At 66.4% G+C, this 26,271-nt stretch carries 23 protein-coding genes; 9 read left to right on the forward strand and 14 right to left on the reverse strand.

Going from position 1 to position 26,271, the window contains the following annotated elements:
- The first annotated feature begins 37 nt into the window (after nucleotides 1-37).
- From Q8K84_RS07015 to Q8K84_RS07025, 3 genes are all read left to right on the forward strand, one after another.
- Nucleotides 38-1,666, forward strand: a complete 1,629-nt coding sequence (locus Q8K84_RS07015; protein WP_305281900.1) for a DEAD/DEAH box helicase — start codon at nucleotides 38-40, stop codon at nucleotides 1,664-1,666.
- Nucleotides 1,667-1,786: 120 nt separating this feature from the next.
- Nucleotides 1,787-2,842, forward strand: coding sequence for a diguanylate cyclase domain-containing protein (locus Q8K84_RS07020; RefSeq protein WP_305281901.1), 1,056 nt, complete (start codon nucleotides 1,787-1,789; stop codon nucleotides 2,840-2,842).
- Between the two features lie 82 nt (nucleotides 2,843-2,924).
- On the forward strand, nucleotides 2,925-3,734 hold the full coding sequence (locus Q8K84_RS07025) for an enoyl-CoA hydratase/isomerase (RefSeq protein WP_305281902.1): 810 nt from the start codon (nucleotides 2,925-2,927) through the stop codon (nucleotides 3,732-3,734).
- A gap of 24 nt (nucleotides 3,735-3,758) precedes the next feature.
- On the opposite strand, the gene Q8K84_RS07030 is transcribed toward Q8K84_RS07025, so the two are convergent.
- From Q8K84_RS07030 to Q8K84_RS07070, 9 genes are read right to left on the reverse strand one after another with little or no spacing between them, the layout of a single operon-like run.
- Nucleotides 3,759-4,166: an iron-sulfur cluster assembly accessory protein gene (locus Q8K84_RS07030; protein WP_305281903.1), complete on the reverse strand. Its 408-nt coding sequence runs from the start codon at nucleotides 4,164-4,166 to the stop codon at nucleotides 3,759-3,761.
- A 15-nt stretch (nucleotides 4,167-4,181) separates the two neighbouring features.
- Nucleotides 4,182-4,541 carry an SUF system Fe-S cluster assembly protein gene (locus tag Q8K84_RS07035; protein WP_305281904.1) on the reverse strand — a complete coding sequence of 120 codons (360 nt, stop codon included), beginning with the start codon at nucleotides 4,539-4,541 and terminating at the stop codon, nucleotides 4,182-4,184.
- Nucleotides 4,542-4,546: 5 nt separating this feature from the next.
- Complete coding sequence (locus tag Q8K84_RS07040) at nucleotides 4,547-5,761, reverse strand: aminotransferase class V-fold PLP-dependent enzyme (RefSeq protein WP_305281905.1); 1,215 nt, start codon at nucleotides 5,759-5,761, stop codon at nucleotides 4,547-4,549.
- Nucleotides 5,761-6,798, reverse strand: a complete 1,038-nt coding sequence (gene sufD / locus Q8K84_RS07045; protein WP_305281906.1) for a Fe-S cluster assembly protein SufD — start codon at nucleotides 6,796-6,798, stop codon at nucleotides 5,761-5,763. Before sufD ends, Q8K84_RS07040 begins: the two co-directional genes overlap by 1 nt.
- Nucleotides 6,795-7,541: a Fe-S cluster assembly ATPase SufC gene (sufC, locus tag Q8K84_RS07050; protein ID WP_305281907.1), complete on the reverse strand. Its 747-nt coding sequence runs from the start codon at nucleotides 7,539-7,541 to the stop codon at nucleotides 6,795-6,797. Before sufC ends, sufD begins: the two co-directional genes overlap by 4 nt.
- Entirely contained in the window at nucleotides 7,541-7,912 is a 372-nt protein-coding gene (locus Q8K84_RS07055; protein WP_305281908.1) for a hypothetical protein, read from the reverse strand. The genes sufC and Q8K84_RS07055 overlap by 1 nt, the downstream gene beginning before the upstream one ends.
- Nucleotides 7,913-7,938: 26 nt before the next feature.
- A complete protein-coding gene (gene sufB, locus Q8K84_RS07060; RefSeq protein ID WP_305281909.1) occupies nucleotides 7,939-9,408 on the reverse strand; it encodes a Fe-S cluster assembly protein SufB in 1,470 nt (489 codons plus the stop codon).
- A 10-nt stretch (nucleotides 9,409-9,418) separates the two neighbouring features.
- Nucleotides 9,419-10,561: a cysteine desulfurase family protein gene (locus tag Q8K84_RS07065; RefSeq protein ID WP_305281910.1), complete on the reverse strand. Its 1,143-nt coding sequence runs from the start codon at nucleotides 10,559-10,561 to the stop codon at nucleotides 9,419-9,421.
- Nucleotides 10,558-10,998 (reverse strand): Rrf2 family transcriptional regulator, encoded by a 441-nt coding sequence (locus tag Q8K84_RS07070; protein ID WP_305281911.1) that lies wholly within the window; start codon nucleotides 10,996-10,998, stop codon nucleotides 10,558-10,560. The genes Q8K84_RS07065 and Q8K84_RS07070 overlap by 4 nt, the downstream gene beginning before the upstream one ends.
- 155 nt (nucleotides 10,999-11,153) lie before the next feature.
- Here Q8K84_RS07070 and Q8K84_RS07075 point away from each other — a divergent pair, with 155 nt between their 5' ends.
- Nucleotides 11,154-11,804, forward strand: coding sequence for an alpha/beta hydrolase (locus Q8K84_RS07075; RefSeq protein WP_305281912.1), 651 nt, complete (start codon nucleotides 11,154-11,156; stop codon nucleotides 11,802-11,804).
- Between the two features lie 15 nt (nucleotides 11,805-11,819).
- On the opposite strand, the gene Q8K84_RS07080 is transcribed toward Q8K84_RS07075, so the two are convergent.
- Together Q8K84_RS07080 and Q8K84_RS07085 are read right to left on the reverse strand one after the other, a co-directional pair.
- A complete protein-coding gene (locus Q8K84_RS07080; RefSeq protein WP_370867849.1) occupies nucleotides 11,820-13,136 on the reverse strand; it encodes an amidohydrolase in 1,317 nt (438 codons plus the stop codon).
- 1 nt (nucleotide 13,137) lies between these two features.
- Nucleotides 13,138-14,265, reverse strand: a complete 1,128-nt coding sequence (locus Q8K84_RS07085; protein ID WP_305281913.1) for an anhydro-N-acetylmuramic acid kinase — start codon at nucleotides 14,263-14,265, stop codon at nucleotides 13,138-13,140.
- Between the two features lie 255 nt (nucleotides 14,266-14,520).
- Here Q8K84_RS07085 and tyrS point away from each other — a divergent pair, with 255 nt between their 5' ends.
- From tyrS to Q8K84_RS07105, 4 genes are all read left to right on the forward strand, one after another.
- A complete protein-coding gene (gene tyrS / locus Q8K84_RS07090; RefSeq protein ID WP_305282065.1) occupies nucleotides 14,521-15,780 on the forward strand; it encodes a tyrosine--tRNA ligase in 1,260 nt (419 codons plus the stop codon).
- Nucleotides 15,781-15,811: 31 nt separating this feature from the next.
- Nucleotides 15,812-16,282 carry a peroxiredoxin gene (locus tag Q8K84_RS07095; protein WP_305281914.1) on the forward strand — a complete coding sequence of 157 codons (471 nt, stop codon included), beginning with the start codon at nucleotides 15,812-15,814 and terminating at the stop codon, nucleotides 16,280-16,282.
- Nucleotides 16,283-16,553: 271 nt separating this feature from the next.
- Nucleotides 16,554-17,720: a M23 family metallopeptidase gene (locus tag Q8K84_RS07100; protein WP_305281915.1), complete on the forward strand. Its 1,167-nt coding sequence runs from the start codon at nucleotides 16,554-16,556 to the stop codon at nucleotides 17,718-17,720.
- Entirely contained in the window at nucleotides 17,698-18,225 is a 528-nt protein-coding gene (locus Q8K84_RS07105) for a polymer-forming cytoskeletal protein (RefSeq protein WP_305281916.1), read from the forward strand. Before Q8K84_RS07100 ends, Q8K84_RS07105 begins: the two co-directional genes overlap by 23 nt.
- 38 nt (nucleotides 18,226-18,263) lie before the next feature.
- On the opposite strand, the gene prfB is transcribed toward Q8K84_RS07105, so the two are convergent.
- The 3 genes from prfB to Q8K84_RS07120 form a co-directional block, all read right to left on the reverse strand.
- A protein-coding gene (gene prfB, locus Q8K84_RS07110; RefSeq protein ID WP_305281917.1) for a peptide chain release factor 2 occupies nucleotides 18,264-19,377 on the reverse strand; the annotation gives its coding sequence in 2 pieces (ribosomal slippage) (nucleotides 18,264-19,307 and nucleotides 19,309-19,377; 1,113 coding nt in all).
- 86 nt (nucleotides 19,378-19,463) lie between these two features.
- Complete coding sequence (locus Q8K84_RS07115) at nucleotides 19,464-21,848, reverse strand: penicillin-binding protein 1A (RefSeq protein WP_305281918.1); 2,385 nt, start codon at nucleotides 21,846-21,848, stop codon at nucleotides 19,464-19,466.
- A 102-nt stretch (nucleotides 21,849-21,950) separates the two neighbouring features.
- Nucleotides 21,951-23,141: an N-acetylmuramoyl-L-alanine amidase gene (locus Q8K84_RS07120; RefSeq protein WP_305281919.1), complete on the reverse strand. Its 1,191-nt coding sequence runs from the start codon at nucleotides 23,139-23,141 to the stop codon at nucleotides 21,951-21,953.
- A gap of 408 nt (nucleotides 23,142-23,549) precedes the next feature.
- On the opposite strand from Q8K84_RS07120, the gene Q8K84_RS07125 reads away from it, so the two are divergent.
- Nucleotides 23,550-26,270, forward strand: coding sequence for an Rne/Rng family ribonuclease (locus Q8K84_RS07125; RefSeq protein ID WP_305281920.1), 2,721 nt, complete (start codon nucleotides 23,550-23,552; stop codon nucleotides 26,268-26,270).
- Nucleotide 26,271: the final 1 nt, after the last annotated feature.

Below are 26,271 nucleotides of genomic sequence, written 5' to 3' on the forward strand. Positions count from 1 at the left end.
GCGAGGTTCGCGTCTGCTGATCTTGATTAGCCGCTGAATGACTGAATTTGCTTCTCTGGGCCTGTCGGAATCGACGCTCAAGGCCATAGCCGAAACCGGCTACACCACCGCCACGCCCATCCAGGAGGCGGCGATCCCTGTCGCCCTTGCGGGCCGCGACGTGCTGGGCATCGCCCAGACCGGAACGGGCAAGACCGCGGCCTTCACCCTGCCGATGATCGATCGGCTTGCGGCCGGCCGCTCCAAGGCTCGGATGCCCCGGGCCCTTGTGATCGCCCCCACGCGGGAACTGGCCGACCAGGTCTCCATGTCGTTTGAGCGGTACGCCAAGTACCACAAGCTCAGCTGGGCCCTCCTGATTGGTGGCGTGTCCTTCGGCGACCAGGAATCCAAGCTCGATCGGGGTGTCGACGTCCTGATCGCCACGCCAGGCCGGCTCCTGGACCATTTCGAGCGCGGCAAGCTGCTGCTCACCGGGGTTCAGATGCTGGTGGTCGACGAGGCCGACCGCATGCTCGACATGGGGTTCATTCCCGACATCGAGCGAATCTTCAAAATGACCCCGCCTCGGCGTCAGGTGCTGTTCTTCTCGGCGACCATGCCGCCGGAGATCACCCGGCTCACCAAGCAGTTCCTCAACGATCCCACCCGGATCGAGGCGAGCCGCCCGGCCACGACCGCCGAGACCATCACCCAGTACATCACCGAACTTCCGGTTTCCGATTCCAAGGCCAAGCGCGCGGCCCTGCGCGCCCTGGCCGAGCGGGCCGACGTGAAGAACGGCATCGTCTTCTGCAACCGGAAGACCGAGGTCGACATCGTCGCCAAGTCGCTCAAGTCCCACGGTTTCGACGCATCCCCGATCCACGGCGACCTCGATCAGGCGACCCGCACCCGGACCCTCGAGAGCTTCCGCAAGGGCGAGTTGAAGCTCCTGGTGGCTTCGGACGTGGCGGCCCGTGGCCTGGACATTCCGGCTGTCAGCCACGTGTTCAACTACGATGTCCCCCACCACGCCGACGACTATGTCCACCGGATCGGGCGGACGGGTCGCGCCGGGCGGACCGGCGAGACCTACATGATCGTCACCCCCGCGGACTCCAAGTCCCTGGACAAGGTGCTGAAGCTGATCGGCCAGACCCCCAAGATGGCTCCCCTTGATCTGGACTGGGCCAGTCTCACCGACGAGCGCGGCCGCAGTGGCGGTCGCAGTTCAAGCAGCCGAGACGGTCGCCGGGGCGAATCGCGCTCCCCCTCGCGCAGCCGTCGTCCGGCTCGCGATGAGGGTGAAGCCCCCGTCCCAGCCGCCGCGGAAGCGGTCGTTGTGGCCGAGAGCCCTGCCCCGCCGGTTGAGGTCGCCTCGACCGACGAGGAGCGGCCGCGTGCCCGCAGCCGCACCCGCAGCCCCCGGACGCGGGGCGAAAAGAAAGCCCCCGCCGCCGTGCAGGCCGAGGCGCCCCCAGTCTCCGCTGAGGTCTTTGAGGCCGCCCCGCAGGATGCCGAGTCGCCTGAGCCAGCTCCCCGCCGATCTGCTCGCCCGACCGAGCGGCCGATCCGCGGCGTCAAAGCCCGTGATGAGGCCGACGATCATCGCAATGGCGTCCGTGGGTTCGGCGGTGAAACGCCGGCCTTCCTGCTGCGGCCCACGCCCACCCGAGACGACTGAAGTTAAAGACCGGCGTTCGACCTTAACCGCTCGTTTGACTCTGTTCCCTAGGGTAGCGCTCGAAGTACGGGGGAATCCGTGGCGCCGCGGGTCGGCGGCGGTGGGCAGGAAAGTCAGTCAATGTCTCATGAACTCGAGATAAGGCTCAGGGGTCCGGAAGGCTTTGGCTTGGCTCGAAAGGCCATCGCCGAAATGGAACGCCATCGGGTCTGGCCGACCTCGGTCAACTTCGAGCTTTGGATCCACTTCCTCGCTGCGCCCGATGCGCCCCTCGGGCAGGAAATGACCCGGATGCTCTCGGCCGGGACGGCGTTCACTGACCTCGTCAGCGAAGAGCTGGCGGCCCTGTATCTGCCGAAGGCCAAGCTCAATGAGCAGATTCGAGACACTGGCGACCAGTTGAGCCGCGAACTGGCCTCGGTCTCCGCAGCCATCGATTCCGCCAAGCAGTCCAGCAAGGCCTATGGCCTCACCCTGGCCACCGCCAGTCAGTCCCTGGCCGCCGAAAAGGATGTGGCGAGCCTTGAGGCGACAGTGAAGACCCTGGCTGGCGCCACCCAGCGGGTGCAGCAGGAAAACCAGTTCCTGGAAAAACGTCTGAGCGAATCGAGCAGCGAAGTCGCCCGGCTGCGTGAACATCTGGAGTTGGTCCGCCGCGAGGCCACGACCGACGGGCTCACCAATCTGGCGAACCGCAAGGCGTTCGACGAAGAACTGGAGCGGGCCTGCCAGGAGGCGGACGCTGGCAGAGGCGGCCTGACCCTGGCCCTTATCGACATCGATCACTTCAAGAATTTCAACGACACCTGGGGACACCAGACCGGGGACCAGGTAATTCGGTATGTGGCCAGCGTCATCGGCCGGGTCGGCGCGACCCCCAGGCTTGCCGCCCGCTATGGGGGCGAGGAGTTCGCGATCATCTTCCCCGGCGAGCAGCGGGAGGCCGCGTCGGCCGCGCTCGAAGCGATTCGCGAGGAGATAGGGTCGAGGGTGCTGAAGCGCCGCTCCACCAACGAGGATCTCGGCAATATCACCGTCTCAGCGGGCTTTGCCGAGCGCCCGCTGGGAGAGACCGCCCACAGCCTCATGGAACGAGCTGACGCGGCCCTCTATGCCTCCAAGCACGGTGGTCGCAACCGGGTCAGCATGGCCGAGCCCCTGTCCGACGCCGCCTGAGGCCGTCTGCCCATTCCCTCCTTGGCTGACGCAACGTAGGTTCCTCCAGGATCGCGATCCAAGCGCACCAGAGGAACCCGCCATGGCCTATCAGAAGATCAAGACTTCGGTCGCCGATGGGGTCGCGGTGGTGACCCTGTGCGATCCCTCCACCCTGAACGCCGCCGGCCTCGACCTGATGGCCGAGCTCGATGACGCGCTGGCGGCATTCGCCGAGCCAGAGTCCGGCGTCCGCTGCGTGGTCATCACTGGCGAGGGTCGTGGATTCTGTTCCGGCGCCAACCTGACAGGGCGGGCCGATGCGCCCGCGGCTCAGGACCAGATGCAGGCCCAGGCGCGGGACTCCGGCAGCGCGCTGGAGACCGTCTACAATCCCTTCGTCACCCGCATGCGGGACTATCCCATTCCCATCGTCACCGCCGTCAACGGCGCCGCCGCCGGGATCGGGTGTTCCTTGGCGCTGATGGGCGATCTGATCGTGGCGGGCGAGAGCGGCTACTTCCTGCAGGCCTTCCGGCGGATTGGCTTGGTCCCGGATGGCGGCGCGACCTACCTGCTGAGCCGCCTGGTGGGTAAGGCCCGCGCCATGGAGCTGACCCTGCTGGGCGAAAAACTGCCGGCGGCCACGGCGCTGCAGTGGGGCCTGATCAATCGCTGCGTCCCCGACGCCGAACTGATGGACACGGCCATGGACCTCGCGAAGGCGCTGGCCACCGGACCAAAGGCCCTGGGCTATATCCGCAAACTGGTCTGGGACGGCCTCGACGCCGCATGGGCCGAACAACTCCACGCCGAACGGGTCATCCAGCGTGAAGCAGGCATGACCGAGGATTCCCGCGAGGGCGTCGTCGCCTTCCTCCAGAAGCGCCCGGCCCAATTCCAGGGCCGGTAGAGGTCCGGGCGCGATTGAGCCGCGCTAAGCCTCGGCCCCGTCCTCGGCCAGGGGCACGATGGTGACGCTCTCGCCGCAGCCACAGGCGTCGGTCTCATTGGGATTGCGGAAGACGAACTTGGACGACAGGGCGCTGGTCTCGTAGTCCACGACGGTGCCGATGAGGAACAGCACGGCCTTGGGCTCCACCAGGATCGTCACGCCCTTGTCCTGCACCACCTCATCCAGGGCTCCGGCGGCCTCGGCATATTCGAGGACGTACTCCTGCCCGGCGCATCCGCCGTTCTTCACGCCAACCCGCAGGCCGGCATAGGGCTTTTCGGCCCGGCCCATGATCTCCCGCACGCGATCAGCGGCCGCCTCGGTCAGAGAGACGACCTGGGGCCGGGGACGGCGGGCTCGGGGCGCGGGGGCGAGGTTGAGAGGTTCCATGATCAGGATATGGGGTCAGAACATGTTGAGTTGAAGCTTGGCTTCGTCAGACATACGCGAAGGGTCCCATGGTGGGTCAAACACCAGCTCCACCGTACAGGAGCGGATGTCGCTGAGCTCCATCACCGCATCATGCACCCAGCCGGGCATTTCGCCCGCCACCGGGCAGCCCGGCGCGGTCAGGGTCATGTCGATGGCCACGTCCTTGTCGTCGGAGACGTCGACCTTGTAGATCAGGCCGAGCTCGTAGATGTCGACAGGGATCTCTGGGTCATAGACCGACTTGAGCTGCCCGATCAGCTGATCGGTCAACTTGTCCAGCTCCCCCTGAGACAGGGGCGTGGCGGCGGCGGTGGTTGCGGGGGCGTCATCCATGGCGTTCACGCGAAAAAGGTCTGAGTCTTGAAAAGGGCGGCGGCGAAGGCGTCGGCCTCCGCCTCGGTGTTGTAGAGGCCGAATGAGGCCCGGGCGCTGGAGGTCACGCCAAAGCGTCGCATCAGAGGCTCGGCGCAATGGGCGCCCGCTCGGACAGCGACCCCGTATCGGTCAAGAATCTGGGCCACGTCATGGGCGTGCGCGCCCTCCATGGTGAAGGACAGGATGGCGCCCTTGCCCGGCGCCTCGCCGATGATCCGGAGCCAGTTGGCGCCGGAGAGCTGTTCTAGAACCCGGTCATAGAGGACCGCCTCGTGAGCGGCGATCGCCTCGCGATCCAGACCGCTCAGCCATTCGATCGCAGCCCCCAGGCCAATCGCTTCGAGAATGGCCGGGGTCCCGGCCTCGAACCGGTGCGGAGACTCGGCATAGGTGATCGCCTCCTCGGAGACCTGGGCGATCATCTCCCCGCCCCCCTGATACGGCGGCAGATCGGCGAGACGCTCGCGCTTGCCGTAGAGGACGCCGATCCCTGTGGGGCCATAGAGCTTGTGACCAGAGAAGACGTAGAAGTCCGCGCCCAGCGCCTTGACGTCCACCACCTGATGCACGACCGCCTGACACCCATCGACCAGGGTCAGGGCGCCGGCCGACCTAGCCATGGCGATGATCTCGGCGGCGGGGTTGATGGTCCCCAGCACGTTCGACATATGGCTGAAGGCGACGATCCGGGTTCGCGGCCCCATCATCTCGCCCATGGCCGCCAGGTCGAGTTCGCCGGCCTCGGTGACCGGCGCAAACCGCAGCACGACGCCCAGACGTTCCCGCAGGAAGTGCCACGGCACGATGTTGGCGTGATGCTCCATCTGGGTGAGCAGGATTTCATCGCCGGCCTTCAGGCTCGCCCCCAGACCCGCCGCCACCAGATTGATGGCTTCGGTCGCGCCCTTGGTGAAGACGACCTCATCGATGTCGGCGCCAATGAACCTCGCCACCGAAGCCCGCGCCTGCTCGAAGGCGTCGGTCGTCTCATTGGCCAGGGTGTGCAGGCCACGGTGAACATTGGCGTAGGAGGTCTCCATCGCCTGGCTCATGGCCGATATCACCGCCCGCGGCTTCTGGGCCGACGCGGCGGAGTCCAGATAGACCAGGGGCTGGCCGTTCACCTGCCGTTGCAGGATGGGAAACTCGGCGCGAACCGCCTCGACATCGAACGCCATCAGCCCACCCGCCGTTCAGCGGCCCAGGCGCGGGCGACCTCGCGGGCGCCGTCATGGACGATGCGATCAATGACCTCGCCAATAAAGGCCTCGGTCAGCATGGCTCTGGCCTCAGCTTCGGGAATGCCACGCTGCTGGGCGTAGAACAGGGCGTCCTCATTCAAGGCGCCCACCGTATTGCCATGCGCGCAGGCCACGTCGTCCGCAAAAATCAGTAGTTCCGGCTTGGCGTTGACCTCCGCCCGGTCCGACAGCAGCAGGGCATGGTGTCCCATCCGCGCATCAGTGCGATCGGCGCCAGGGCTGACCGTGATCCGTCCCTGGAAGACGCCGCGGCCCTGGTCGGCCACCACACCCTTGATCAGTTGCTCAGTCTCACCATCGGCGCCGGCATGGGTGACGGCCGTCGTCAGGTCGGCGTGGCGACGATCCGCGACCAGATAGGCGCCGTCCATCCGGACCTTGGCGTCCTGACCCGGATGCTCCACGCGGGTCTCCAGGCGCTGGCGCCGCGCGCCATCGGTGAGCACCGTCTGGGCGAAGTCGGCGCCAGGCGCGAGATCAACCGAGGCGAGGCTGACGCTGACGCCTTCGGCGTCGTCGCCGGCCAGCACGATGCGTTCGAGGCGCGCGCCGGCCCCCAGCCGGAAGCTCAGATCGGCGTCCACGAGATAGTCCGGCGCCAATCCCTCATAGGATTCGAGCAGGGTCAGTCGGGCGCCAGGCTTCAGGTCAGCGGTGAGCTTCACCCCATGGCTGGTCGCCTGGGTGGCCGAGACGAACCGCAGCCGGACCACCCGCTGCTCGCCCTCGGCCACGTTGAGCAGGCCCAGATCCCCCTGAACCCGTCCGTTGACCACCAGGAGTTCGGCCTCGCCCAACTCGCCAAAGGGGCCGGAAGCGTCCGCGGACGCTTCCGGCGACGGAACCGGCAGTTCGCGGATCAGGCCGCGCAGGTCGGTCCAACGCCAATCCTCATCCCGGCGGCTGGGCAGCTGCGAAACGTCCCGCGCCTCAAGGGCCAGTGAAAGGGTCAAGCGGCCCTCGCATACTTGTCATAGCCTTCCCGTTCCAGCTCGTGAGCCAGTTCGGGGCCGCCGGTGGCGGCGATACGACCCGCCGCCAGGACGTGGACCTTGTCGGGGCGGATATAGTCCAGCAGGCGCTGATAGTGGGTGATGACCAGCATGGCCCGGTCTGGACTGCGCAGGGCGTTGACCCCATCGGCGACGATCTTCAGCGCGTCGATATCCAGGCCAGAGTCGGTTTCATCCAGGATCAGCAGCCGGGGCGAAAGCATCGCCATCTGAAAGATTTCCATCCGCTTCTTCTCACCGCCCGAGAAGCCTACATTCAGAGGCCGCTTGAGCATGTCGAAGTCCATCTTCAGCTGCCCCGCCACCTGACGGGCGCGCTTCAGGAAGTCCGTGGCGCTGATCTCCGGCTCGCCGCGCGCCTTGTGCTGGGCGTTCATGGCGGTGCGCAGGAAGGTCATGGCCGGCACCCCAGGAATCTCCAGGGGATACTGGAATGAGAGGAAGACCCCCCGGGCCGCGCGCTCATTGGCTTCCAGGCTGAGCAGGTCCTCGCCGTCCAGGGTGGCGGTCCCTTGCGTGACCTCATAGCCCTGCTTGCCGGTCAGCACATAGGACAGGGTCGACTTGCCCGCCCCATTGGGCCCCATGATCGCATGGACCTCGCCGGCTGGCAGATCCAGGCTCAGGCCCTTGAGGATTTCAGCCGCCTCGACACGGGCGTGCAGGTTCTTGATCGACAGCATCAGCGGGTCTCGTCAGCCAGGAATTGCGCCATGATCAGCACCGCGTCGTCGACGCTCTCGGCGAACTGCTGCTTGCGCGGCGCCGCAGAGGTGGTCGCATTGCGCTTGTCGGACGCGGTCACGCTGACCTGTCCGTCCTCGAAATAGGCGGCGATCCGGTAGTCGGCGTGATCCAAGGTCACCGTGTAGCGACGGCGTTCCAGGCTGATCCCGCGACCGGTCAGGAAGTCTGCGTCCTGGGCGAGAGCCGCCTCCAGGCTCTCGGCGCGCGCCAGATCCTCAGCCTGCCGTTGTTGTTCGGCCGCCTCGCGGGCCAGGCGCTCGGCCTCCCTGCGGGCGTGTTCGGCTTCGAAGGCGGCTTTCAGAGTCATAGACAGGGTCCGAGCTTTTTCTTGGGTCATCCGACGGACCCTTCGAGAGAGATGGCGACGAGCTTCTGAGCCTCCACGGCGAACTCCATGGGGAGCTCCTGCAGCACGTCCTTGACGAAGCCGTTGACCAGCAGCTGGACCGCCTCCTCCTGAGAGAGCCCCCGCTGCATCACATAGAAGAGCTGGTCATCCGACAGCCGCGTGGTGGTGGCCTCGTGCTCGAACACCGACTGGCCGTTGCGGGCCTCGATATAGGGCACTGTATGGGCCGCGCAGGTCTTGCCAATCAGCAGGCTGTCGCACTGGGTGAAGTTGCGCGCGCCCTTGGCCTTGGGATGGGCTGAGACCAGGCCCCGATAGGTGTTGGACGACCGCCCCGCCGAGATGCCCTTGGAGATGATCCGCGAGCGCGTCCCCTCCCCCAGATGGATCATCTTGGTGCCGGTGTCGGCCTGCTGGCGGCCATTGGTGATGGCGATGGAGTAGAACTCGCCGACGCTGTCCTTCCCGCGCAGGACGCAGGAGGGGTACTTCCAGGTGATGGCCGAGCCGGTCTCCACCTGGGTCCAGGACACCTTGGAGCGATCGCCACGGCAGTCGGCGCGCTTGGTGACGAAGTTGTAGATGCCGCCCTTGCCGGTCTCGGGATCCCCCGGGTACCAGTTCTGGACAGTGGAATATTTGATCTCCGCATCATCAAGGGTGACCAGTTCCACCACCGCGGCATGCAGCTGGTTTTCGTCCCGCATGGGGGCCGTGCAGCCCTCCAGATATGAGACGTAGGCGCCCTTGTCGGCGATGATCAGGGTCCGCTCGAACTGGCCGCTCTCGGCCGCATTGATGCGGAAATAGGTCGACAGCTCCATCGGACAGCGAACGCCGGGGGGCACATAGACGAAGCTGCCGTCGGAGAAGACCGCGCTGTTGAGGCAGGCGAAATAGTTGTCCGACGCCGGGACCACCGTCCCCAGGTACTTTTTCACGAGCTCCGGATGCTCGCGGACGGCTTCGCTGAACGAGCAAAAAATCACCCCGACCGCGGCCAGTTCCTTCTTGAAGGTGGTGACCACCGAGACGCTGTCGAACACCGCATCGACCGCATATTTCGGCGCGCCCTGGACGCCGGCCAGGACCTCCTGTTCGCGCAGGGGGATGCCGAGCTTGGCGTAGGTGGCCAGAATCTCCGGATCCACCTCATCCAGGCTCATGGGCCCGATCTTCTCCTTGGGCGCGGCGTAGTAGTAGGAGTCCTGATAGTCGATCTTGGGGTAGTTGACCTTGGCCCAGTCCGGCTCGTCCATGGCCAGCCAGCGCTCATAGGCCGCCAGCCGCCATTCCAGCATCCATTCCGGCTCCTGCTTCTTGGCGGAGATGAAGCGGACGATGTCGGCGCTCAGGCCCTTGGGCGCGAACTCCTGATCGATCGCGGTGATGAAGCCATGCTGGTAACGCTCCAGGGACTCCACATGATCGACGGTCTGTTTGACAGCAGGCATATGTCTTCCTTCAGGCCGCAGGCGCGCGACGGCGCGCGGCGTGGCGGTCGTAGGCCGTGATCCAGGCCTCGACCATAAGTTTCCAGTCATCGGGCCCGGTGGACCAGCCACCGGAGACACGGATCGCTGCGCCGGCCAGGTCGTCCAGGCCCATGGCCATGAGGACGTGGCTGGCCTTGACCTTGCCCGAAGAGCAGGCTGAACCGGCGCTGACCATGATCCCGGCCAGGTCCAGGGTCATGACCTGCAATTCCGCCGGAAAGCCGGGGGCGGCGACACACAAGGTGTTGGGCAGGCGGGGCGACTGTGCGCCGATGGTCACGGCGCCGGCAGCGACAAGAGCGGACTCGGCGGTGTCACGCCACTCAGACTGAGAAGCCGCGCCATCGAGATCGCGCAAGGCCGCCTCAGCCGCCGCGCCGAAGCCCGCCAGCCCAGCCACATTTTCGGTGCCCGCCCGGCGGCCACGCTCCTGGCCGCCCCCATGCAGGCGACGGACCAGATTGGCCCGGGGCCCGAAGGTCAGGGCGCCCGCGCCCCCAGGTCCCCCCAGCTTGTGGCTGGAGATCGCCAGGGTGTCGGCGCCCAGGGCGCGGCTATCGATCGCGATCCGTCCGGCGCCCTGGACAGCGTCGACGTGCAGCCAGCCGCCAGCCTCCCGCACCAGGACAGCGGCCTCGGCCACCGGTTGGATCACTCCGGTCTCATTATTGGCCAGCATCAGGGCGACGAAGGGTCGGCCATCGGCGGGGTCCCACGCCGACAGCCGGGCGGCCAACACCTCCAGATCAAGACGACCGTCGGACCGCACGGGCAGAAGGTCGACCTCGGCGCCGGACACCTTGGCGGTCACCAGCACCGCATCATGTTCGATGGCGCTGACAAGCAAGCGGCGGCAACCACCAGCCACGGCGCTCTCGATGGCCAGAGCATTGGCCTCCGTGCCCCCGGACGTGAAGACGACCGTCGAAGCCGGCGCACCGATCAGGGCGGCCACCTGGGCGCGCGCCTGCTCCATCCGAGCCCGGGCCGCACGCCCCACGGCATGGACCGACGACGGATTGCCCCCTGCGGCGAGCGCCGCGGTCGCCGCCGCCAGAGCCTCCGGCCGGATCGGCGCGGTGGCGTTGTGATCAAGATAGACGGAATTCATGCGGCCTCCGTCCGGGCCTGCGCGCCCAGGCGTCCGCTGACCACATCGGCGAGGCTCACGGATTCAAGATAGGCGTGAATTTGTCGCCCCATCTCGTCCCACAGGTCGTGGGTCAGGCACTTCTCGCCGCTCAGCATGCAGCCCTTGCGGGCGTCTTTGCTGCAGCGGGTGGCCTTGAGAGGCTCGTCCACCGCCAGGACGATGTCAGCAATATTGGTCTCGCTGGCGGCCCGCGCCAACCGATAGCCGCCGCCGGGGCCGCGGGCGCTGACGACCAGTCCCTGGCGGCGCAGGCGCGCGAAAAGCTGCTCAAGATAGGAGAGCGAAATCTCCTGCCGCTGCGCGATTTCCGCCAGGGCGACGGCCTTGTCGCCCTCACGACGGGCGAGGTCCGCCATCGCCATGACCGCGTATCTTCCCTTGGTGCTCAAGCGCATCTGGTCAGGCCCGCCTTGCAGTTTTCCCGCGCATCAGATCGAGGCTGTGCTACAAGCCGCGGCTTCGCAGGGCTCAATTTTCCGACTGAACGCATGGATGCGATCTAGGAAGACCAAGCGCAGTAGTCAAGTATTCGGCGGCATAAGAGGATGGCATGCCAGAGGTGGTTCTGACGGGCGCGGCCGGGCGGATCGAGGGGCGGTACGCCCAGGGAAAGACGGAGAACGCGCCGGTGGCGCTGATCCTGCACCCCCACCCCAAGGCCGGCGGCCAGATGGACAATCCGGTGGCCGTCCAGCTCTATCACCTGTTCATGAAGCGGGGCTTCTCGGTCCTGCGCTTCAATTTCCGGGGCGTCGGCCGCAGCCAGGGCGAGTTCGACTCCGGCATTGGCGAGCTGGCTGATGCGGCTACGGCGCTGGACTGGCTGCAATCGACCAATCCAGCCGCCTCCCAGTGCTGGGTCGCCGGCTACGACTTCGGCGCCTGGGTCGGCATGCAGCTTCTGATGCGTCGGCCGGAGACGGACGGCTTCATCTCGGTCTCGCCGCCCACCAACATGTATGACTTCAGCTTCCTGGCGCCCTGCCCGGCCTCAGGCCTGATCCTGCAGGGCTCGGCCGACACCGTCACCCCGCCGGTCGAGGTGGAGCGCGTGGTCTCCAAGCTGCGCACCCAGAAGGGCATCGTCATCGACTATGACCTGGTCGATCAGGCCAACCACTTCTGGACCGAACGTCTGGTGGAGGTCGAAACCCGCGTCGGCGCCTATCTCGACAAGCGTCTGGCCGCCCTGGAGGCCTGAGCCGCCGCGCCGACGTCAGTCGGCCGGGCCGCCGGCGACCTTGTCCAGATAGTCGAGGGCCGTCAGGACCTGCGCCCGCACGCCCACCTCCAAGGCCGCCTCGTCGATCGTGAAGAAGGGCGAATGGTTGGTGCCGGGCGGAAAGCCGACGCCCAGCCGGTAGAACAGCCCCGGGACGACAGCCTGAAACTCGGCGAAATCCTCCGCGCCGGTGATCTTGCCGGTGTCGGGGTCCACCGGGCCTGACGCTGCGGCCGCCAGGGTCGGCGCCATCAGCCGGGCCAGATCGGCATCATTGCTCACCACAGGCGTGGCCCCGCCCATGGCCAGGGCGCCCTTCGCGCCATAGCGCGCCACGATGCTGTCTACGGCGGCCTGCATCTGGGCGATGGTGGCGGTGCGCATCTCCGGGTCGAAGGTGCGCAGGGTTCCGCCCATCATCATATCCTCTGGGATGATGTTGTGGCGCACGCCGCTCTGGATGACCGCCACGGTGATCACGGTGGGCGAGCGCGCCACATCAAGCCTGCGCGCGGCGATCTGATTGAACGCCTGGACGATCTCGGAACTCAGCGAAGCCAGGTCGACGCCATCCCAGGGGCGCGCGCCATGGGTCTGCTTGCCCTTGATCCGGATCTCAAAGGAATCCGCCGCGGCCATCATCGGACCACTCCGGTAGGCGATGGCCCCCACCTCGCCTGGACTGACATGCAGGCCAAATATGGCGCCGGGCCGCGGATTGGTCAGGACGCCCTCGGCGACCATCATGGCGGCGCCGCCCTCCTCCCCTGGGGGCGGGCCCTCCTCGGCGGGCTGGAAGATGAGAACGACGGTTCCAGCGATCTCGGCCTTCATCCCCGCCAGCACCTCGGCCGCCCCCATAAGAATGGCCACATGAGCGTCATGGCCGCAGGCGTGCATCACCGGGGTCGGCTGTCCGTTGTACTCTCCGACCACCTTCGAGGCGAAGGCCAGGCCGGTCTTCTCCTCAACCGGCAGGGCGTCCATGTCGGCGCGCAGGGCGACCACGCCCCCGGGCTTGTCGCCCTTCAGGGTCGCCACCACGCCAGTATGGGCGACGCCGGTCTTCACCACATAGCCCAGGGCGCGCAGGTGCTCGGCCACCAGGGCCGAGGTGCGGAACTCCCGGTTGCCCAGCTCCGGATGCTGGTGGATGTCCCGACGCCAGGCGACCACCTTGGGCTGGAGCGCCTCGGCGGCGGCGAACACCGCGACCTTGTGCGAACTATCCTGGGCGAGCGCCGGGCCGCCCCAGGACAGCGCGGCCATAGCGGCGCCCATCAGGGCGACCTTGGTGAAGATCTGGCTCATCTCAGCGCTCCGAAATCGGGACGGCGGGCCGGGCGATTCGGCCGCCACTCATGGGGTTGGGCGCCCCGGTGGTCTGGGGAAAGGAGATCGGCAGGTCCCGGGCTGTTCGCGCGGCCAAATAGGCGAAGGCCTCAGCCTCGATGGAGTCTCCGCGCCACTCGACATCCTCGGCGCTGAGCACCTGGGCCTTCAGGCGTTCGCGGAGCGCTTTCATGATCTCTGGATTATGACGGCCGCCGCCACAGACAATGACGACCTCAGGGTTCACCGAGAGCTTCTGAAAGCCCCGCTTCACGGCCTCGGCGGTGAAGGCCACCAGGGTCGCCGCGGCGTCCTCGAGCTTGAGCGCCTCAAGGGGCTCCAGCGAGAAGTCGTAGCGATCAAGGGACTTGGGCGGCGGAGCGTCGAAATAGGGATGGGCCAGCAGGGCGCGCAACAGGCTCTCATCCACCAGGCCGACGCTGGCATAGTTGCCCTTGTCGTCAAATCGGCCGGCGCCGCGCGCCTGCACCAACAGGTCGATCATGCCGTTGCCGGGCCCCGTGTCGAAGGCCACCAGTTCGCCCACCCCCGGCCAAAGGGTGACATTGGCCACCCCGCCCACATTCAGGACCGCCAGCGGCGGGGCCATGTCCGAGGCCCGGGCCCGGGCCAGATGGTAGACCGGGGCAAGAGGCGCCCCCTCCCCGCCAGCCGCCACATCGGCCGACCGGAAATCAAAGGCCACGGGCACACCGGTCTGCTCAGCGAGCCAGGCGGCGTCGCCCAGTTGCACCGTCCGGCCAACCTGACCGTCCTTTGGCCGCTCATGCAGGACGGTCTGGCCATGCATTCCGATCAGGTCGATATCAGACCAGCTCAGGTCGTTTTCACCCAGAAAGGCCTCCGCCGCCTCCAGGTGCTCGCGGGCGATCGCCGCGGCGGCCTCGGCGAACACCGCGGGTTCGGGCGTGTTCCGCGCCCAGCCTCTGGCCGCTTCCGTCGCGGCCAGCACCAGCTTCCGCACCGGCTCGGTCAGCTTGCGCTCCCCAGCCGGGCCAAAGGCTTCGATGGTCTCGCCATCGGTCTCCAGCACCGCCATGTCGACAGCGTCGAGGGAGGTGCCGGTCATGAATCCCAATACGCGCATCCGCCTTGACTGCCATGGCTGGGCGCCGCTAGCTAGCCGCCATGATCGACCGCAGCGCCATCACCGGCCTCTATTACCGCGCCCCCTAAGCGGCGCGGATCGATCTCTTGCGCCCGCCATCACGGTCGGCGCGCCCTTCGAACCCTTCGAACCCCGCGTTTCCGGCCCCGCCCACCGGAGACCCTTCAGATGACTCTCGAACTATCCGATCCCAGCGTGCTAGAGCCCGGGCCTTCCCACTCGAAGCCCGGCGCCATGACCAGCGAACCTGCGTTCAAATCCGAATTCCTGCGTCTGATGCAGACGCGCGGCTACGTCCACCAGATCACCCATCCGGCGGAGCTGGACGCCGCCTGTCTGGCTGGCCCCATCGTCGCCTACATCGGCTTCGACGCCACGGCGTCCAGCCTGCACGTCGGCCACATGATCCAGATCATGATGCTGAAGCGCCTGCAGCAGGCGGGCCACAAGCCCGTGGTGCTGATGGGTGGGGGAACGACCAAGGTGGGCGATCCCACTGACAAGGACAGCCAACGCCCCCTCCTGACCGACGCGCAAATTCAGGAAAACATCGACAGCATCCAGGCCGTCTTCCGCCGCTTCCTGGTGTTTGGCGACGGGCCGAGCGACGCGGTGATGGTGAACAATGCCGAGTGGCTCGACCGCTTTGGCTACGTCCAGTTCCTGCGGGACTACGGCGTCCATTTCACCATCAACCGCATGCTCAGCTTCGACAGCGTCAAGAACCGGCTGGACCGCGAACAGCCGATGACCTTCCTCGAGTTCAACTACATGCTGATGCAGTCGGTGGACTTCCTGGAGCTTGAGCGCCGCTACGGCTGCGTCCTGCAGATGGGCGGCTCTGACCAATGGGGCAACATCGTCAACGGGGTCGAACTCATCCGCCGCGTCGACGCCAAGCCGGCCTTTGGCCTGACCACACCCCTGCTGTCGACCGCCTCGGGCCAGAAGATGGGCAAGAGCGTCGGCGGGGCGGTCTGGCTGAACGCCGACATGCGGAGCCCCTACGACTACTGGCAGTTCTGGCGGAACACCGAGGACGCTGATGTCGGTCGCTTCATGCGGCTGTTCACCGACCTGCCCCTCGAAGAGATCGCCCGTCTGGAAGGCCTCGAAGGCGCCCAAATCAATGAGGCCAAGAAGGTGCTGGCCAATGCCGCCACCACCCTGCTGCATGGGGAGGCGGCCGCTCAGGCGGCTGAGGCCGCGGCTGTAGCCGCTTTCGAACAGGGCCAACTTTCAACCGACCTCCCGAGCTTCGAAATCCCGCGGGCGGACCTGGATGCGGGCGTCGTGCTGGCCGCCCTGGCCGTTGATGCGGGCCTTGCGACCTCCCGCGGGGAGGCCCGGCGCCTGGCGCAGGGCGGCGGACTGCGGGTCAATGACAAGGCTGAAACGGACGCCAACCGCACCCTGGACGCATCCGACCTCGTCGACGGCGTCGTAAAGCTGTCTGCGGGCAAGAAGAAGATCGTGCTGGTCCGCCCCGTCTGACCAGACGGCGGCCCGCTAAGGAGAATGATCCATGGCTGACTTGGAAATCGGCGCCTCGGCGCCCGCGTTTGAACTGGAGGGTCCGGAAGGCCCGATCCGGCTGGCCGACTTCGCCGGCCAGACCCTGGTCGTCTATTTCTATCCGAAGGACGACACCTCGGGATGCACCAAGGAGGCGATCGACTTCTCCGAACAGATCGACGCCTTCGCCGCGGCGGGCGCCGCCGTGCTGGGGGTCTCCAAGGACAGCCTCGCCTCCCACGGCAAGTTCGCCGCCAAGCATGGTCTCAAGGTCCAGCTCGGGTCGGACCCCAGTGGCGCCGTGGTCGAGGCCTTCGGGGTCTGGGTGGAAAAGAGCATGTACGGCCGCAAGTACATGGGGATCGACCGCTCGACCTTCCTGGTGGATGGCGAGGGCAAGATCGCTGGCCTCTGGCGCAAGGTGAAGGTGCCCGGCCACGCCGAGGCGGTGCTAAAGGCCGCCCAGGCCCTCAAAGCGTAGCGTGTCCCCAGGGGGCGGAATGAGAATTCTCCGCCCCTTAGCGGAACCGTCCCGAGGCGGACTGTGTTGTAGAATTGTCGCGTGCCTGGGGAATGTCAGTGAGCGTGTCTTGCCTGCGTCTGATCCGTGTGGCGCGACGATTCAGTCTCGTTTAACGAGATGATGCGAGTCTGAGCGAAGCTGGGCTTTTGTTCCCTCGCGGCGCGAAGGGTCTTGCACGCGCTATCCATCTCATTGCATATCGTCATCGCTGCTCCTGGTAACTGTAGCGATGAGCATGAAACGCATAACGCGCCTCCGCCGTTCGCTCGAAGAGCTCTTCCCCGAGCGTCATCTCTACGTCCGTTCCGGCGGTGAGATGCGGGCCTATGTTCTGACAACCCCCAAGCAAATCCTGGGCGCTGGCGCGGTCGCCGCCGCCGCGCTTTGGATGGGAATCTGCACGGCGGCCATGATGGTCAACGCCATGCAGATGTCGGCGAGCGATCAGGAGATCGCCCGCACCGAAGCCAAATATGAGCGATGGATCGCGGACCGGCAGGCGCGCTTGAACAGCGCTGTGGCTCAACTCAACGCCACCAACGGCTCGATTGATGATCTCGCCCTGTCGGTTGAGCGTCGTCATGCCGCCCTGGCCATGCTGCTCAGCGACTATAGGGACACGCCGGGGGCGGCCAAGATCCTGGCGCCTGAGATCCAGCGCGCCGCCACCGAGGCCGGGACCACTGACCCGGTCCGACGTGTGGAGTTGGTTCGCGCCAGCCAGGAACGACTTCTGGACTCTGCGGACTCCTTCGCCAAAGGCCGGGCCGAACGCCTGCGGATGGCGTTCCGCCTGGCCGGTCTCAGCCCCAACAGCTACTCGCCCAAGTCCGGCGCCCTCGGCGGTCCGCTGATCGAGGCCCGCGACCCCAAGGCTCTCGCCGCTGTCCTGGATGTCGATGAGGACTTCGCCGCCCGCATCCAGCATGCGGCCACGAATTTGTCCGAGGCCCGCGCCCTCGACACGGCCGCCGAAAGACTCCCACTCGCCAAACCCACTGCCGGCGGACGCCAGTCCAGTGGCTTTGGCGTACGTTTCGACCCCTTCACGAAGCGCCCCGCCTTCCATTCGGGCCTGGATTTCGGGGGCGGCTTCATGGCCCCCATCCTGGCCACCGGCCCCGGTGTCGTGTCCTTTGCGGGTGTTCGCTCCGGCTATGGCAACACCGTCGAGATCGACCACGGTCAAGGGTTCAAGACCCGCTACGCCCACATGCAGGCCATCGCCGTGAAGCCAGGCCAGCGTGTGGCGGTCGGCCAACGGGTCGGCGGCATGGGCTCCACCGGACGCTCCACGGGCGTTCATCTCCACTATGAAGTCTGGGTCAATGGCCGCGCCCAGAACCCCAGCCGTTTTGTCAAGGCGGGCGAGTATGTTCAGCAAGCAGCCGACTAAGTCGGACACCACCAAGTCTCCGGCTCGGCTCGACGCGCCGCCGCCAGCCCTGTCTGAGGGCGCAACGGTGCGCAAGACCCCAACCGTCGCCTCGCTCATCGCCGAGAACCTGACGGTGGAAGGCGGCATTAGCGGCGAAGGTGAACTTCACATCGACGGCATTGTCCGGGGGGACATCCGCATTGGCAAGCTGACCATCGGCGACACCGGCCATGTGGAAGGCTCGATCTATGCCGAGGCGGTCGAGGCCCGGGGTCGGGTCATCGGCGCCATCACCGCCAAGCAGGTCCGCCTCTATGGCACCTGCTATGTGGACGGCGACATCACCCACGAACAGCTGGCCATGGAGACGGGCGCCTTCTTCCAGGGCCGCAGCTTGAAGTTCCAGCGGCCGCCCCCGCCACCCGCAGAAGCCCCGCCCAAGCCCGCGCCGGTGGCCCTTGAAGGCCCCGCCCCGGCGATCGCAACGGTCGGCGGCGCGCCGCAGCCCAAGCCTGTTTTCTAGTCAGGCCCATCTACTCGACAGGCTTGGCGGCGCCTGTATTAGGCCTCCCGCGTGATCCCCACCCTCTGGGCGAGTGACGCGCCCATGAAGGGGTCAAGGTCCCCATCCAGCACGCCATCGGTGTCTGACGTCTCCACCTCCGTGCGGAGATCCTTGACCATCTGATAGGGCTGCAGGACGTAGGAACGGATCTGATGACCCCAGCCGATATCGGTCTTCTGGTCTTCCAGAGCCTGCTGCTCGGCTTCGCGCCGCTGAAGTTCCCGCTCATAGAGCCGGGCCCGCAGCATTTTCCAGGCCTCTTCCCGGTTCTGGTGCTGTGAACGCCCCGCCTGACAGGCCACGACAACGCCGGTCGGGATGTGCGTCAGCCGCACCGCGGAGTCGGTCTTATTGATGTGCTGGCCACCGGCGCCTGAGGCCCGGTAGGTGTCGGTGCGCACGTCAGCCGGATTGATCTCGATCTCGATCGTGTCGTCGACCACAGGGAAGACCCAGACCGAGGCGAAGCTGGTGTGGCGCTTTGCGTTGGCGTCGAACGGTGAAATCCGGACCAGGCGATGCACACCGGCCTCGGTCTTCAGCCAGCCATAGGCGTTGGGGCCCTTGACCTGCAGCGTCGCCGACTTGATCCCGGCCTGCTCGCCCCCAGTCTCTTCGACCAACTCCACGCCCATGCCATGCTGCTGCGCCCAGCGGGTGTACATCCGCAGCAGCATGCCCGCCCAGTCGTTGGACTCGGTGCCGCCCGCCCCGGAGTTGATCTCCACATAGGCGTCATTGCCGTCGGCTTCACCCGACAGAAGCGCCTCAAGCTCGGCCCGGGCTGCGCGCTCCTTGATCGCCTTCAGCTCAGCGCGAGCCTCATCGAGGCTGGCCTCATCGCCCTCCTCGTCGGCCATCTCCGCCAGGGCGACAGCGTCTTCAAGGCCCCGCTCCAGCGACCGGACGGCGTCGATCTGTCCGGCCAGGCGCTGGCGTTCACGCATCAGGGCCTGGGCCTCGGCCGCATTATCCCAAAGGCTCGGATCCTCGACCCGGGCGTTCAGCTCATCCAGATGACGGAGGGCTGGTTCCCAGTCAAAGACGCCTCCTGAGCAGTCCAATGGACTGCTCGATGTCGGCCGACATGGCCTCGACATCCGCTCTCATGGATCGCTCCTGGCAATCGGTGATGATCTCTGCGACCGAGCGGCGGCAGGCGATTCAAGGGGCTGCGGGATAACGCGACCTTCTGGCTAATACAATCCGCTCATGTCGTCGGCAGGGCTTGCCGCCTCCCCGGCGTTGCCGGCCCCGCTCACCCGCCCCTCGGGCCACACCTTGTTATAGGGCATGGGCCCGCTGGTCCCAGGGGTCACCGTCTGGGTCGGCGCGCGCGGCTCGGTGCCGGGGCGGAAGGCCTCCCGAATGCCCCGCACCGTCGCATACTTGGCGTTTTCCGGCTCCTGGAAGTCAGCTTCCGGCATGCCCTTGATGGCCTGCTGCATAAAGGAGGTGAAGATTGGCGTCGCCGCCGTCGTGCCGGTCTCGCCAAAGCCAAGGGGGCGGTTGTCATCAAAGCCGATAAAAACCCCGGCCACGATCTGAGGGGTGAACCCCACGAACCAGGCGCTCCGATATTCGTTGGTCGTGCCGGTCTTGCCCCCCACCGGACGTCCCAGCACGGACACAGAGGTCGCTGTCCCGCGCTGGACCACGCCCTGCAGCATGGAGGTGATCTGGTAGGCGGTGATGGGGTCCATCACCTGTTCGCCTGACAGGGGAACCCTTGGACTTTCGTCGCCATTGAACCCAGCGACGCAGCGTGGGCAATCCCGACGATCCGCCCGGTAGATGACCTTTCCCTCGCGGTCCTGGACGAGTTCAATCAGGTGCGGGTCAATCCTGCGGCCGCCATTCACGAACGCGGCATAGGCGGCGGTAAGCCGGAAGGGCGTGGTCTCGCCGGCGCCCAGCGACATGGCCAGGACCGGGTCCATTCTGTCCACCACACCCATCCGAACGGCTAGGTCGCTGATCTTGCGCATACCGACCCCCTGGGCCAGGCGGACGGTCATGGCGTTCCGCGACAATTCGAGGCCGCGTCGAAGAGTGAGCGCGCCGTAGTACTGGCGGTTGTAGTTCTCCGGCGTCCAGGTTTCGCCCTCCCGCGCCCCCTTAAGGGTGATCATGGAGTCCATCACCACGCTGGCCGGCGTGTACTCGTCCTCAAGGGCTGCGGCATAGACGATCGGCTTGAAGGCCGAACCCGGCTGACGCATGGCCTGAGTTGCGCGGTTGAAGCTCGAAAGGGAGAAGGAATAGCCGCCCACCATGGCCAGGACCCGCCCGGAATGGGGCTCGATGGCCACCAGAGCGCCATTGACCTGAGGCACCTGCTTCAGCCGGAAGGCCCCGCCCTCAGCCGCCGGTGGTTCGACAAAAACCAAGTCGCCGACGGCAAGCCCCTTGCCCGCCCGGGCCCAGGTGACGTCCTGGGCCGCCAATGCGCCGACGGCGGCGCTCTCGGCCACCTCAACCTGCACGTCGCCGCCCGCGACACGGGTGACCGCCGCCGCCCGCCACTGTCGCCGCTCCGCAGGCGCGGCGGCCTGACGCGCAACAGCCTGCCAGCCAGCTTCCAACTCTACCGTGCCCCAGGCTCCCCGCCAGCCATGCCGCCGATCATAGGCCTCAAGTCCATCCATCAATGCGGCCCGCGCGGCGGTCTGCAGCGCTGGATCGAGGGTGGTGCGCATATAGTAGCCACCCTCGTTGAGCCGCGGGCCAAGGGTCTCTATGCCCCGGCGGCGGACCTCTTCGACAAAATAGTCGGCGTCCCGGTACTTGGCTCGGGTCGGCGCCGGCTGCACGACAAGATCCTGGGCGAGAGCTTCATTGGCCTGAGCCTCAGTCACCCACTCCAGATCAGCCATTTCGCCAATCACCCAGTTGCGGCGGGCGATGGCCGCGGCCTTGCGCCGCTGCGGGTGATAGTTCTGCGGGCCCTTTGGCAAGGCCGCCAGATAGGCGGCCTCAGCCAGGGTCAGGTCAGTGATCGACTTGCCGAAGTAGTTATAGGCCGCAGCCCCGACCCCATAGGAACGATAGCCGAGCCAGATTTCATTCAGATAGAGCTCGAGAATCTGTTCCTTGCTCAGCGTCTTCTCCAGTCGCTGGGCCAGGACCGCTTCCTTGAATTTGCGGCCGATGGTGGCGTCGCTGGTGAGCAGGACGTTCTTGGCCACCTGCTGGGTGATGGTCGAGCCGCCTTCCAGGCGGCGCCCCTGGGCGGCATTGAGCACGTTCTTCATCATGGCCCGGGTCAGACCCATGGCGTCGACGCCGCTGTGCTGGAAGAAGTTGCGATCCTCGGCAGCCATGAAGGCCTGGACCATGTGCGGAGGCATCTGGTCGTAGGGCACGTAGATCCGACGCTCGCGGGAGAACTCGCCAATCAGCGTGCCGTCCCAGGCATAGGCTCTGGTCGAGGTCGGCGGACGGTAATCCACCAGATCCCCCGCGTCGGGCATGTCATGGAACAACCATGCGGCGTAGATCGCTACGGCGAAGCCCGCCACGGCGATCAGGCTCAGAACCGCAACGCCGGCGATCGCGACCCATCTCTCAGGGGGATGCAACTGTGCTGACCTCCGCAGGCGCCCTCGCCCATCAGACCGTCATCTAACGCGCATCAAGCCGGGCGCCAACGGCCGCGACGACGCAGCAGGCCTTGGGCGCGATCAGCGGGCCGCCAGCTGGCCTTGCTGCAGGAAATAGTCGTCGATCGCATCGCCGATGCTGTTCATGAACCGCGTGCGCCGGCCCACGTCCAACAGGTTGGCCTCGTCATGCACATTGGTCATGAAGCCCATCTCAAGAAGGATGGCCGGGACATCTGGCGCCAGCAGGACGACGAAGCCGGCGTCTCGGTGGCTGCGACGCAGAAGAGGCATGTGCGAGTCGGCCCGCTGCAGCGCCAGTTCAGCGAAGGTCGCCGAGCGGTTCTTTGTCGCCCGCTGGGTGAGGTCAAAGAGGATGTCGCGCACGCCCTGATCACCGCCGCTGAGGCTTGTGTTCATGAACCAATCGTCCTTGGAGACAAACTTGGCCGCCCGACCCGAGGCCTGCTCGGAGAGGGTATAGACCGAGGTCCCGCGGGTGGAGGCGTCAGCGCCGGCGTCGGCGTGAAGCGAGATAAAGAGGTCTGCACCCGCCCGCCGGGCGACCTGCACCCGCGTCTCCAGCGGCACATAGACGTCGCTGCTGCGGGTCATGACGACCTTGTACTTGCCGCTGCGCTCCAGGCGCGCTTGCAGGGCCAGGGCCGCGGCGAGATTGACGTCCTTTTCGAGTCCCCGTGAACCCCGGGCGCCGGAGTCCTTGCCGCCATGCCCTGCATCAATGACCACCACCTTCTTGAGCGGCAGCGGCTTGGCGGCTGGAGCGGCCGGTCTGCGGGCGGGCCGCGAAATGAAGGTGGCGCTCGGCGGGCCGGCGGAGGCGATATCGATGACATAGCGGTAGTGGCCAACGCCATCCGCGGGCGGCAAAAGGAATCGGCGCTTGATCACACCAGCCCCGTTCAGGTCCACCTGCAGGCGGGCCGAACCCTGGGAGTTGTCAATCATCCAGGCCTTGACCAGGCCGCGACCGGAACCTTGAAGGCTGGCCTTGGCGTCAACACCGGGCAAAGACATGACCACGCGGCCATCGGCGCCGTCCTGACTGACCTTCCCGGTGGCGCCGCGATCCAGGTCAATGACCAGACGTGTCTCAGCCCCGTTGCCGCCTAGTCGAACCCCGAGCACATCTGCTCCAGGGGCCGCAGCATGCGACACAGCGACCGCCGCCAGACCGCCCAGGGTCGCCACAGCGACACCGGCGCAGAGCAGTCGCGCCTTCCTGAAGATCTTGCCCAGCCTTGCGAGCATACGCTTACACACCCACCAAACGTTTCTGCGACGTTGAACCTCCCTTAGAGCCCATCGCCGTGGAAAAAGGGTTAAGCGCCCGGCGCTCACGAGGACCGCTTTCCTTTTTTCCTCCGGTGTTGCAAAGTCGCCCCGCGCAAGGAGGGGCCTGACTCACATGCCCGCCTTACTTCAGCGCGAACACCTGCGTCGGCCCGACTGAAGTTCGGCGACGACGCTCCACCGATCCCCCGCCTTGCAGGCGTGACTAGGACACACCCATGGGCAGCGTCGCACGAGCCCCATTCTGGCGTCTGGCCGGCCTCGCGGCCGCCTCCGTCGCTGTGAACAGAGACCCTGCGCGCGCCCTCATGATTAGCCGGCAGCGCCCGAACGCAAGTTTCGTGGCGCGCCGTGGAGACTCACTAAATGTCGAAGAAGATGCTTATCGATGCGGCCCACGCCGAAGAGACGCGTGTGGTTCTCATCGACGGAAACCGTGTTGAAGATTTCGATTTCGAGAGCAAAAACCGCAAGCAGCTCAGAGGGAATATCTACCTCGCCAAGGTGACCCGTGTGGAGCCCAGTCTCCAGGCGGCGTTTATTGAATACGGCGGCAACCGTCACGGTTTCCTCGCCTTCAATGAAATTCATCCGGACTACTATCAGATCCCGGTCGCCGACCGGGAGGCGCTGATGCGCGAGGAAGCCGAGGAGGAGGAATCCTTCGAGCCGTCCGCGCGGTCCGCCGATCCCGATGATGAAGACGCTGAAGCCGTCGTCGACGAAGACGATGTCATGGAAGAAGAGGTCGCCCGGCGCCGCCGGCGACTGATGCGCAAGTACAAGATCCAGGAAGTGATCCGCCGCCGGCAGATCATGCTGGTGCAGGTCGTCAAGGAGGAGCGCGGCAACAAGGGCGCGGCCCTGACCACCTATCTTTCCCTGGCTGGCCGCTACGGCGTGCTGATGCCCAATACGGCCCGCGGCGGCGGCATCAGCCGCAAGATCACGACGGCCACCGATCGCAAGCGCCTCAAGAGCGTCGTCCAGGGCCTCGACGTGCCCCAGGGCATGGGCCTGATCGTCCGCACGGCCGGCGCCAAGCGCACCAAGGCCGAGATCAAGCGCGACTACGAATATCTCCTGCGCCTGTGGGAAAATATTCGCGAGAACACCCTGCACTCCATCGCGCCCGCCCTCATCTATGAGGAAGAGGACCTGGTGAAGCGGGCGATCCGTGACCTCTACGACAAGGACATCGACGGCGTGTTCGTCGAGGGCGAGGCCGGCTTCAAGGACGCGCGGGACTTCATGCGCATGCTGATGCCGTCCCAGGCCAAGAAGGTGCAGCTCTACCGCGACCCCGAACCCCTGTTCGTGAAGTTCAAGGTCGAGGACCACCTCTCCCAGATCTACAGCCCCGTCGTGCCCCTGCGCTCGGGCGGCTACCTGGTGATCAACCAGACCGAGGCCCTGGTGGCCGTCGATGTGAACTCGGGCAAGTCCACCCGGGAGCGCAACATCGAAGCCACCGCGCTGAAGACGAACATGGAGGCCGCCGAAGAGACCGCCCGGCAGCTCCGTCTGCGCGATCTCGCTGGCCTGATTGTCATCGACTTCATCGACATGGATGAGTCGAAGAATAACCGGGCTGTCGAAAAGAAGCTGAAGGACGCCCTGAAGGACGACCGCGCCCGCATCCAGATGGGCAAGATCAGCGGTTTTGGCCTGATGGAAATCAGCCGTCAGCGCCGCAGGACCGGGGTGCTGGAAGGCACGACCCATGTCTGCGAGCACTGCAACGGCACCGGTCGCGTGCGCTCGGTGGAATCCAGCGCGCTGGCCACCCTGCGCGCCCTGGAAATCGAGGCCCTGAAGGGCGGCGGCGAAGCCACCCTCAAGGCGCCCCGCGCCGTGGCGCTCTACATTCTCAACGAGAAGCGGGCGCATCTGGCCCGCATCCACGAGACCTTCGGGCTGTTCGTCACCGTCGTGGTGGATGACGCCATGCCTCACGCCGACTACGAGATCGAGCGGACCGCCAGCGAAACCCGACCCGATCACGCCGTCATCTTCACCTCGGCCAAGTCGAAACTCGATCTCCTCGAGGACGATGGATACGACGACTCCTTCGAAGATGAGGAGGAGGACGAAGACGAGGACGAGGACGAAGAAGACGAGGCGCCCATCCGCGCCGCCAAGGTCGCCGCCAAGGTCGCCGTCCAGGACGACGACGAGGATGAGGACGACGAGGACGAGGACGAGGTTCGTGGCGAGTCAACCGGTGACGAGGAGTCTGACGGTCGCACCCGCGGCCGCGGCCGCCGGCGCCGTCGGCGCAGCGGCCGCCGGGAGGAAGAAGATCGTCCCGCGACTCCTGAGGCCGACGTCCGCCTTGAAGACGAGAACGGCGGCCGACGCCGCCGCCGGGGGCGCCGAGGCGGCCGCCGGCTGCGTGAGGACCGTCCCGGCGAGGCCTTCGCCTGGGTCCGCCCCTGGGTGCCCTATGGCGAGGATCCCTTCGTCTGGTTCGACCTCTCCGAAGACCCGCGAATGGCGGTCCCGGAACTGACCTCGGCGGCGGCCTCACCGACGTCGGCATCGTCGCCTGACGCGTCGGACGCGTCTGACGCCCATGAGGCGCGGCCATTGGTCGAAGCATCCAGCCAGGACGACGTCTGGGTTGAACTCCCGGAGCCTGGCGAGAAGCCCAAGCGCCGTCGCAGTCGCGGCAAGGCCAAGCCTGCAGCCGAAACGTCGGCTGACGACGTGGTTGAGGCCGCTCCAGATGTGGCCCCAGAGGTTGCGGTCGCAGAAGAGCCGACGGCGCAGCCAGAACTTACGCCGGCAGAGACGCCTCTGGTCGAGGCGGCCAAGCCCAAGCGCACCCGCACCCGCCGCAAGGCCGAGCCCAAGGCGGAAATCGGGGCTGAAGCCACCCCTGACGCCGAGGTCCTCGCCCCGGTGGCCGCGGAGTCTGCGGCAGCGCCTGAGGTAGAACCCGAACCAAAGCCGGAGCCCGTGGCCACGCCGGCCCCTCAGCCGGTCGAGGCCGCCGCCGAGGCCGCTCCGCCAGTGACCGCCGATCCGGCTGAGATCACGTCTCCGCCGACCAAGCCCCGCCGTGGCTGGTGGCGGCGCGGCTGAC

This window comes from Phenylobacterium sp. (assembly GCF_030679875.1).
Classification (GTDB): Bacteria; Pseudomonadota; Alphaproteobacteria; order Caulobacterales; family Caulobacteraceae; genus Phenylobacterium.

What these genes read in the sequence shown, in the direction of transcription:
- Q8K84_RS07025 (WP_305281902.1), top strand. Translation starts at nt 2,925, where the DNA reads ATGGCCTATCAGAAGATCAAGACTTCGGTCGCCGATGGGGTCGCGGTG.
- Q8K84_RS07055 (WP_305281908.1), bottom strand. Translation starts at nt 7,912, where the DNA reads ATGACTCTGAAAGCCGCCTTCGAAGCCGAACACGCCCGCAGGGAGGCC.
- sufB (WP_305281909.1), bottom strand. Translation starts at nt 9,408, where the DNA reads ATGCCTGCTGTCAAACAGACCGTCGATCATGTGGAGTCCCTGGAGCGT.
- Q8K84_RS07065 (WP_305281910.1), bottom strand. Translation starts at nt 10,561, where the DNA reads ATGAATTCCGTCTATCTTGATCACAACGCCACCGCGCCGATCCGGCCG.
- Q8K84_RS07020 (WP_305281901.1), top strand. Translation starts at nt 1,787, where the DNA reads ATGTCTCATGAACTCGAGATAAGGCTCAGGGGTCCGGAAGGCTTTGGC.
- Q8K84_RS07105 (WP_305281916.1), top strand. Translation starts at nt 17,698, where the DNA reads ATGTTCAGCAAGCAGCCGACTAAGTCGGACACCACCAAGTCTCCGGCT.
- Q8K84_RS07075 (WP_305281912.1), top strand. Translation starts at nt 11,154, where the DNA reads ATGCCAGAGGTGGTTCTGACGGGCGCGGCCGGGCGGATCGAGGGGCGG.
- Q8K84_RS07080 (WP_370867849.1), bottom strand. Translation starts at nt 13,136, where the DNA reads ATGAGCCAGATCTTCACCAAGGTCGCCCTGATGGGCGCCGCTATGGCC.
- Q8K84_RS07085 (WP_305281913.1), bottom strand. Translation starts at nt 14,265, where the DNA reads ATGCGCGTATTGGGATTCATGACCGGCACCTCCCTCGACGCTGTCGAC.
- Q8K84_RS07015 (WP_305281900.1), top strand. Translation starts at nt 38, where the DNA reads ATGACTGAATTTGCTTCTCTGGGCCTGTCGGAATCGACGCTCAAGGCC.
- Q8K84_RS07040 (WP_305281905.1), bottom strand. Translation starts at nt 5,761, where the DNA reads ATGGCGTTCGATGTCGAGGCGGTTCGCGCCGAGTTTCCCATCCTGCAA.
- Q8K84_RS07125 (WP_305281920.1), top strand. Translation starts at nt 23,550, where the DNA reads ATGTCGAAGAAGATGCTTATCGATGCGGCCCACGCCGAAGAGACGCGT.
- Q8K84_RS07070 (WP_305281911.1), bottom strand. Translation starts at nt 10,998, where the DNA reads ATGCGCTTGAGCACCAAGGGAAGATACGCGGTCATGGCGATGGCGGAC.
- Q8K84_RS07095 (WP_305281914.1), top strand. Translation starts at nt 15,812, where the DNA reads ATGGCTGACTTGGAAATCGGCGCCTCGGCGCCCGCGTTTGAACTGGAG.
- tyrS (WP_305282065.1), top strand. Translation starts at nt 14,521, where the DNA reads ATGACCAGCGAACCTGCGTTCAAATCCGAATTCCTGCGTCTGATGCAG.
- Q8K84_RS07035 (WP_305281904.1), bottom strand. Translation starts at nt 4,541, where the DNA reads ATGGATGACGCCCCCGCAACCACCGCCGCCGCCACGCCCCTGTCTCAG.
- Q8K84_RS07120 (WP_305281919.1), bottom strand. Translation starts at nt 23,141, where the DNA reads ATGCTCGCAAGGCTGGGCAAGATCTTCAGGAAGGCGCGACTGCTCTGC.
- sufC (WP_305281907.1), bottom strand. Translation starts at nt 7,541, where the DNA reads ATGCTGTCGATCAAGAACCTGCACGCCCGTGTCGAGGCGGCTGAAATC.
- Q8K84_RS07030 (WP_305281903.1), bottom strand. Translation starts at nt 4,166, where the DNA reads ATGGAACCTCTCAACCTCGCCCCCGCGCCCCGAGCCCGCCGTCCCCGG.
- Q8K84_RS07100 (WP_305281915.1), top strand. Translation starts at nt 16,554, where the DNA reads ATGAGCATGAAACGCATAACGCGCCTCCGCCGTTCGCTCGAAGAGCTC.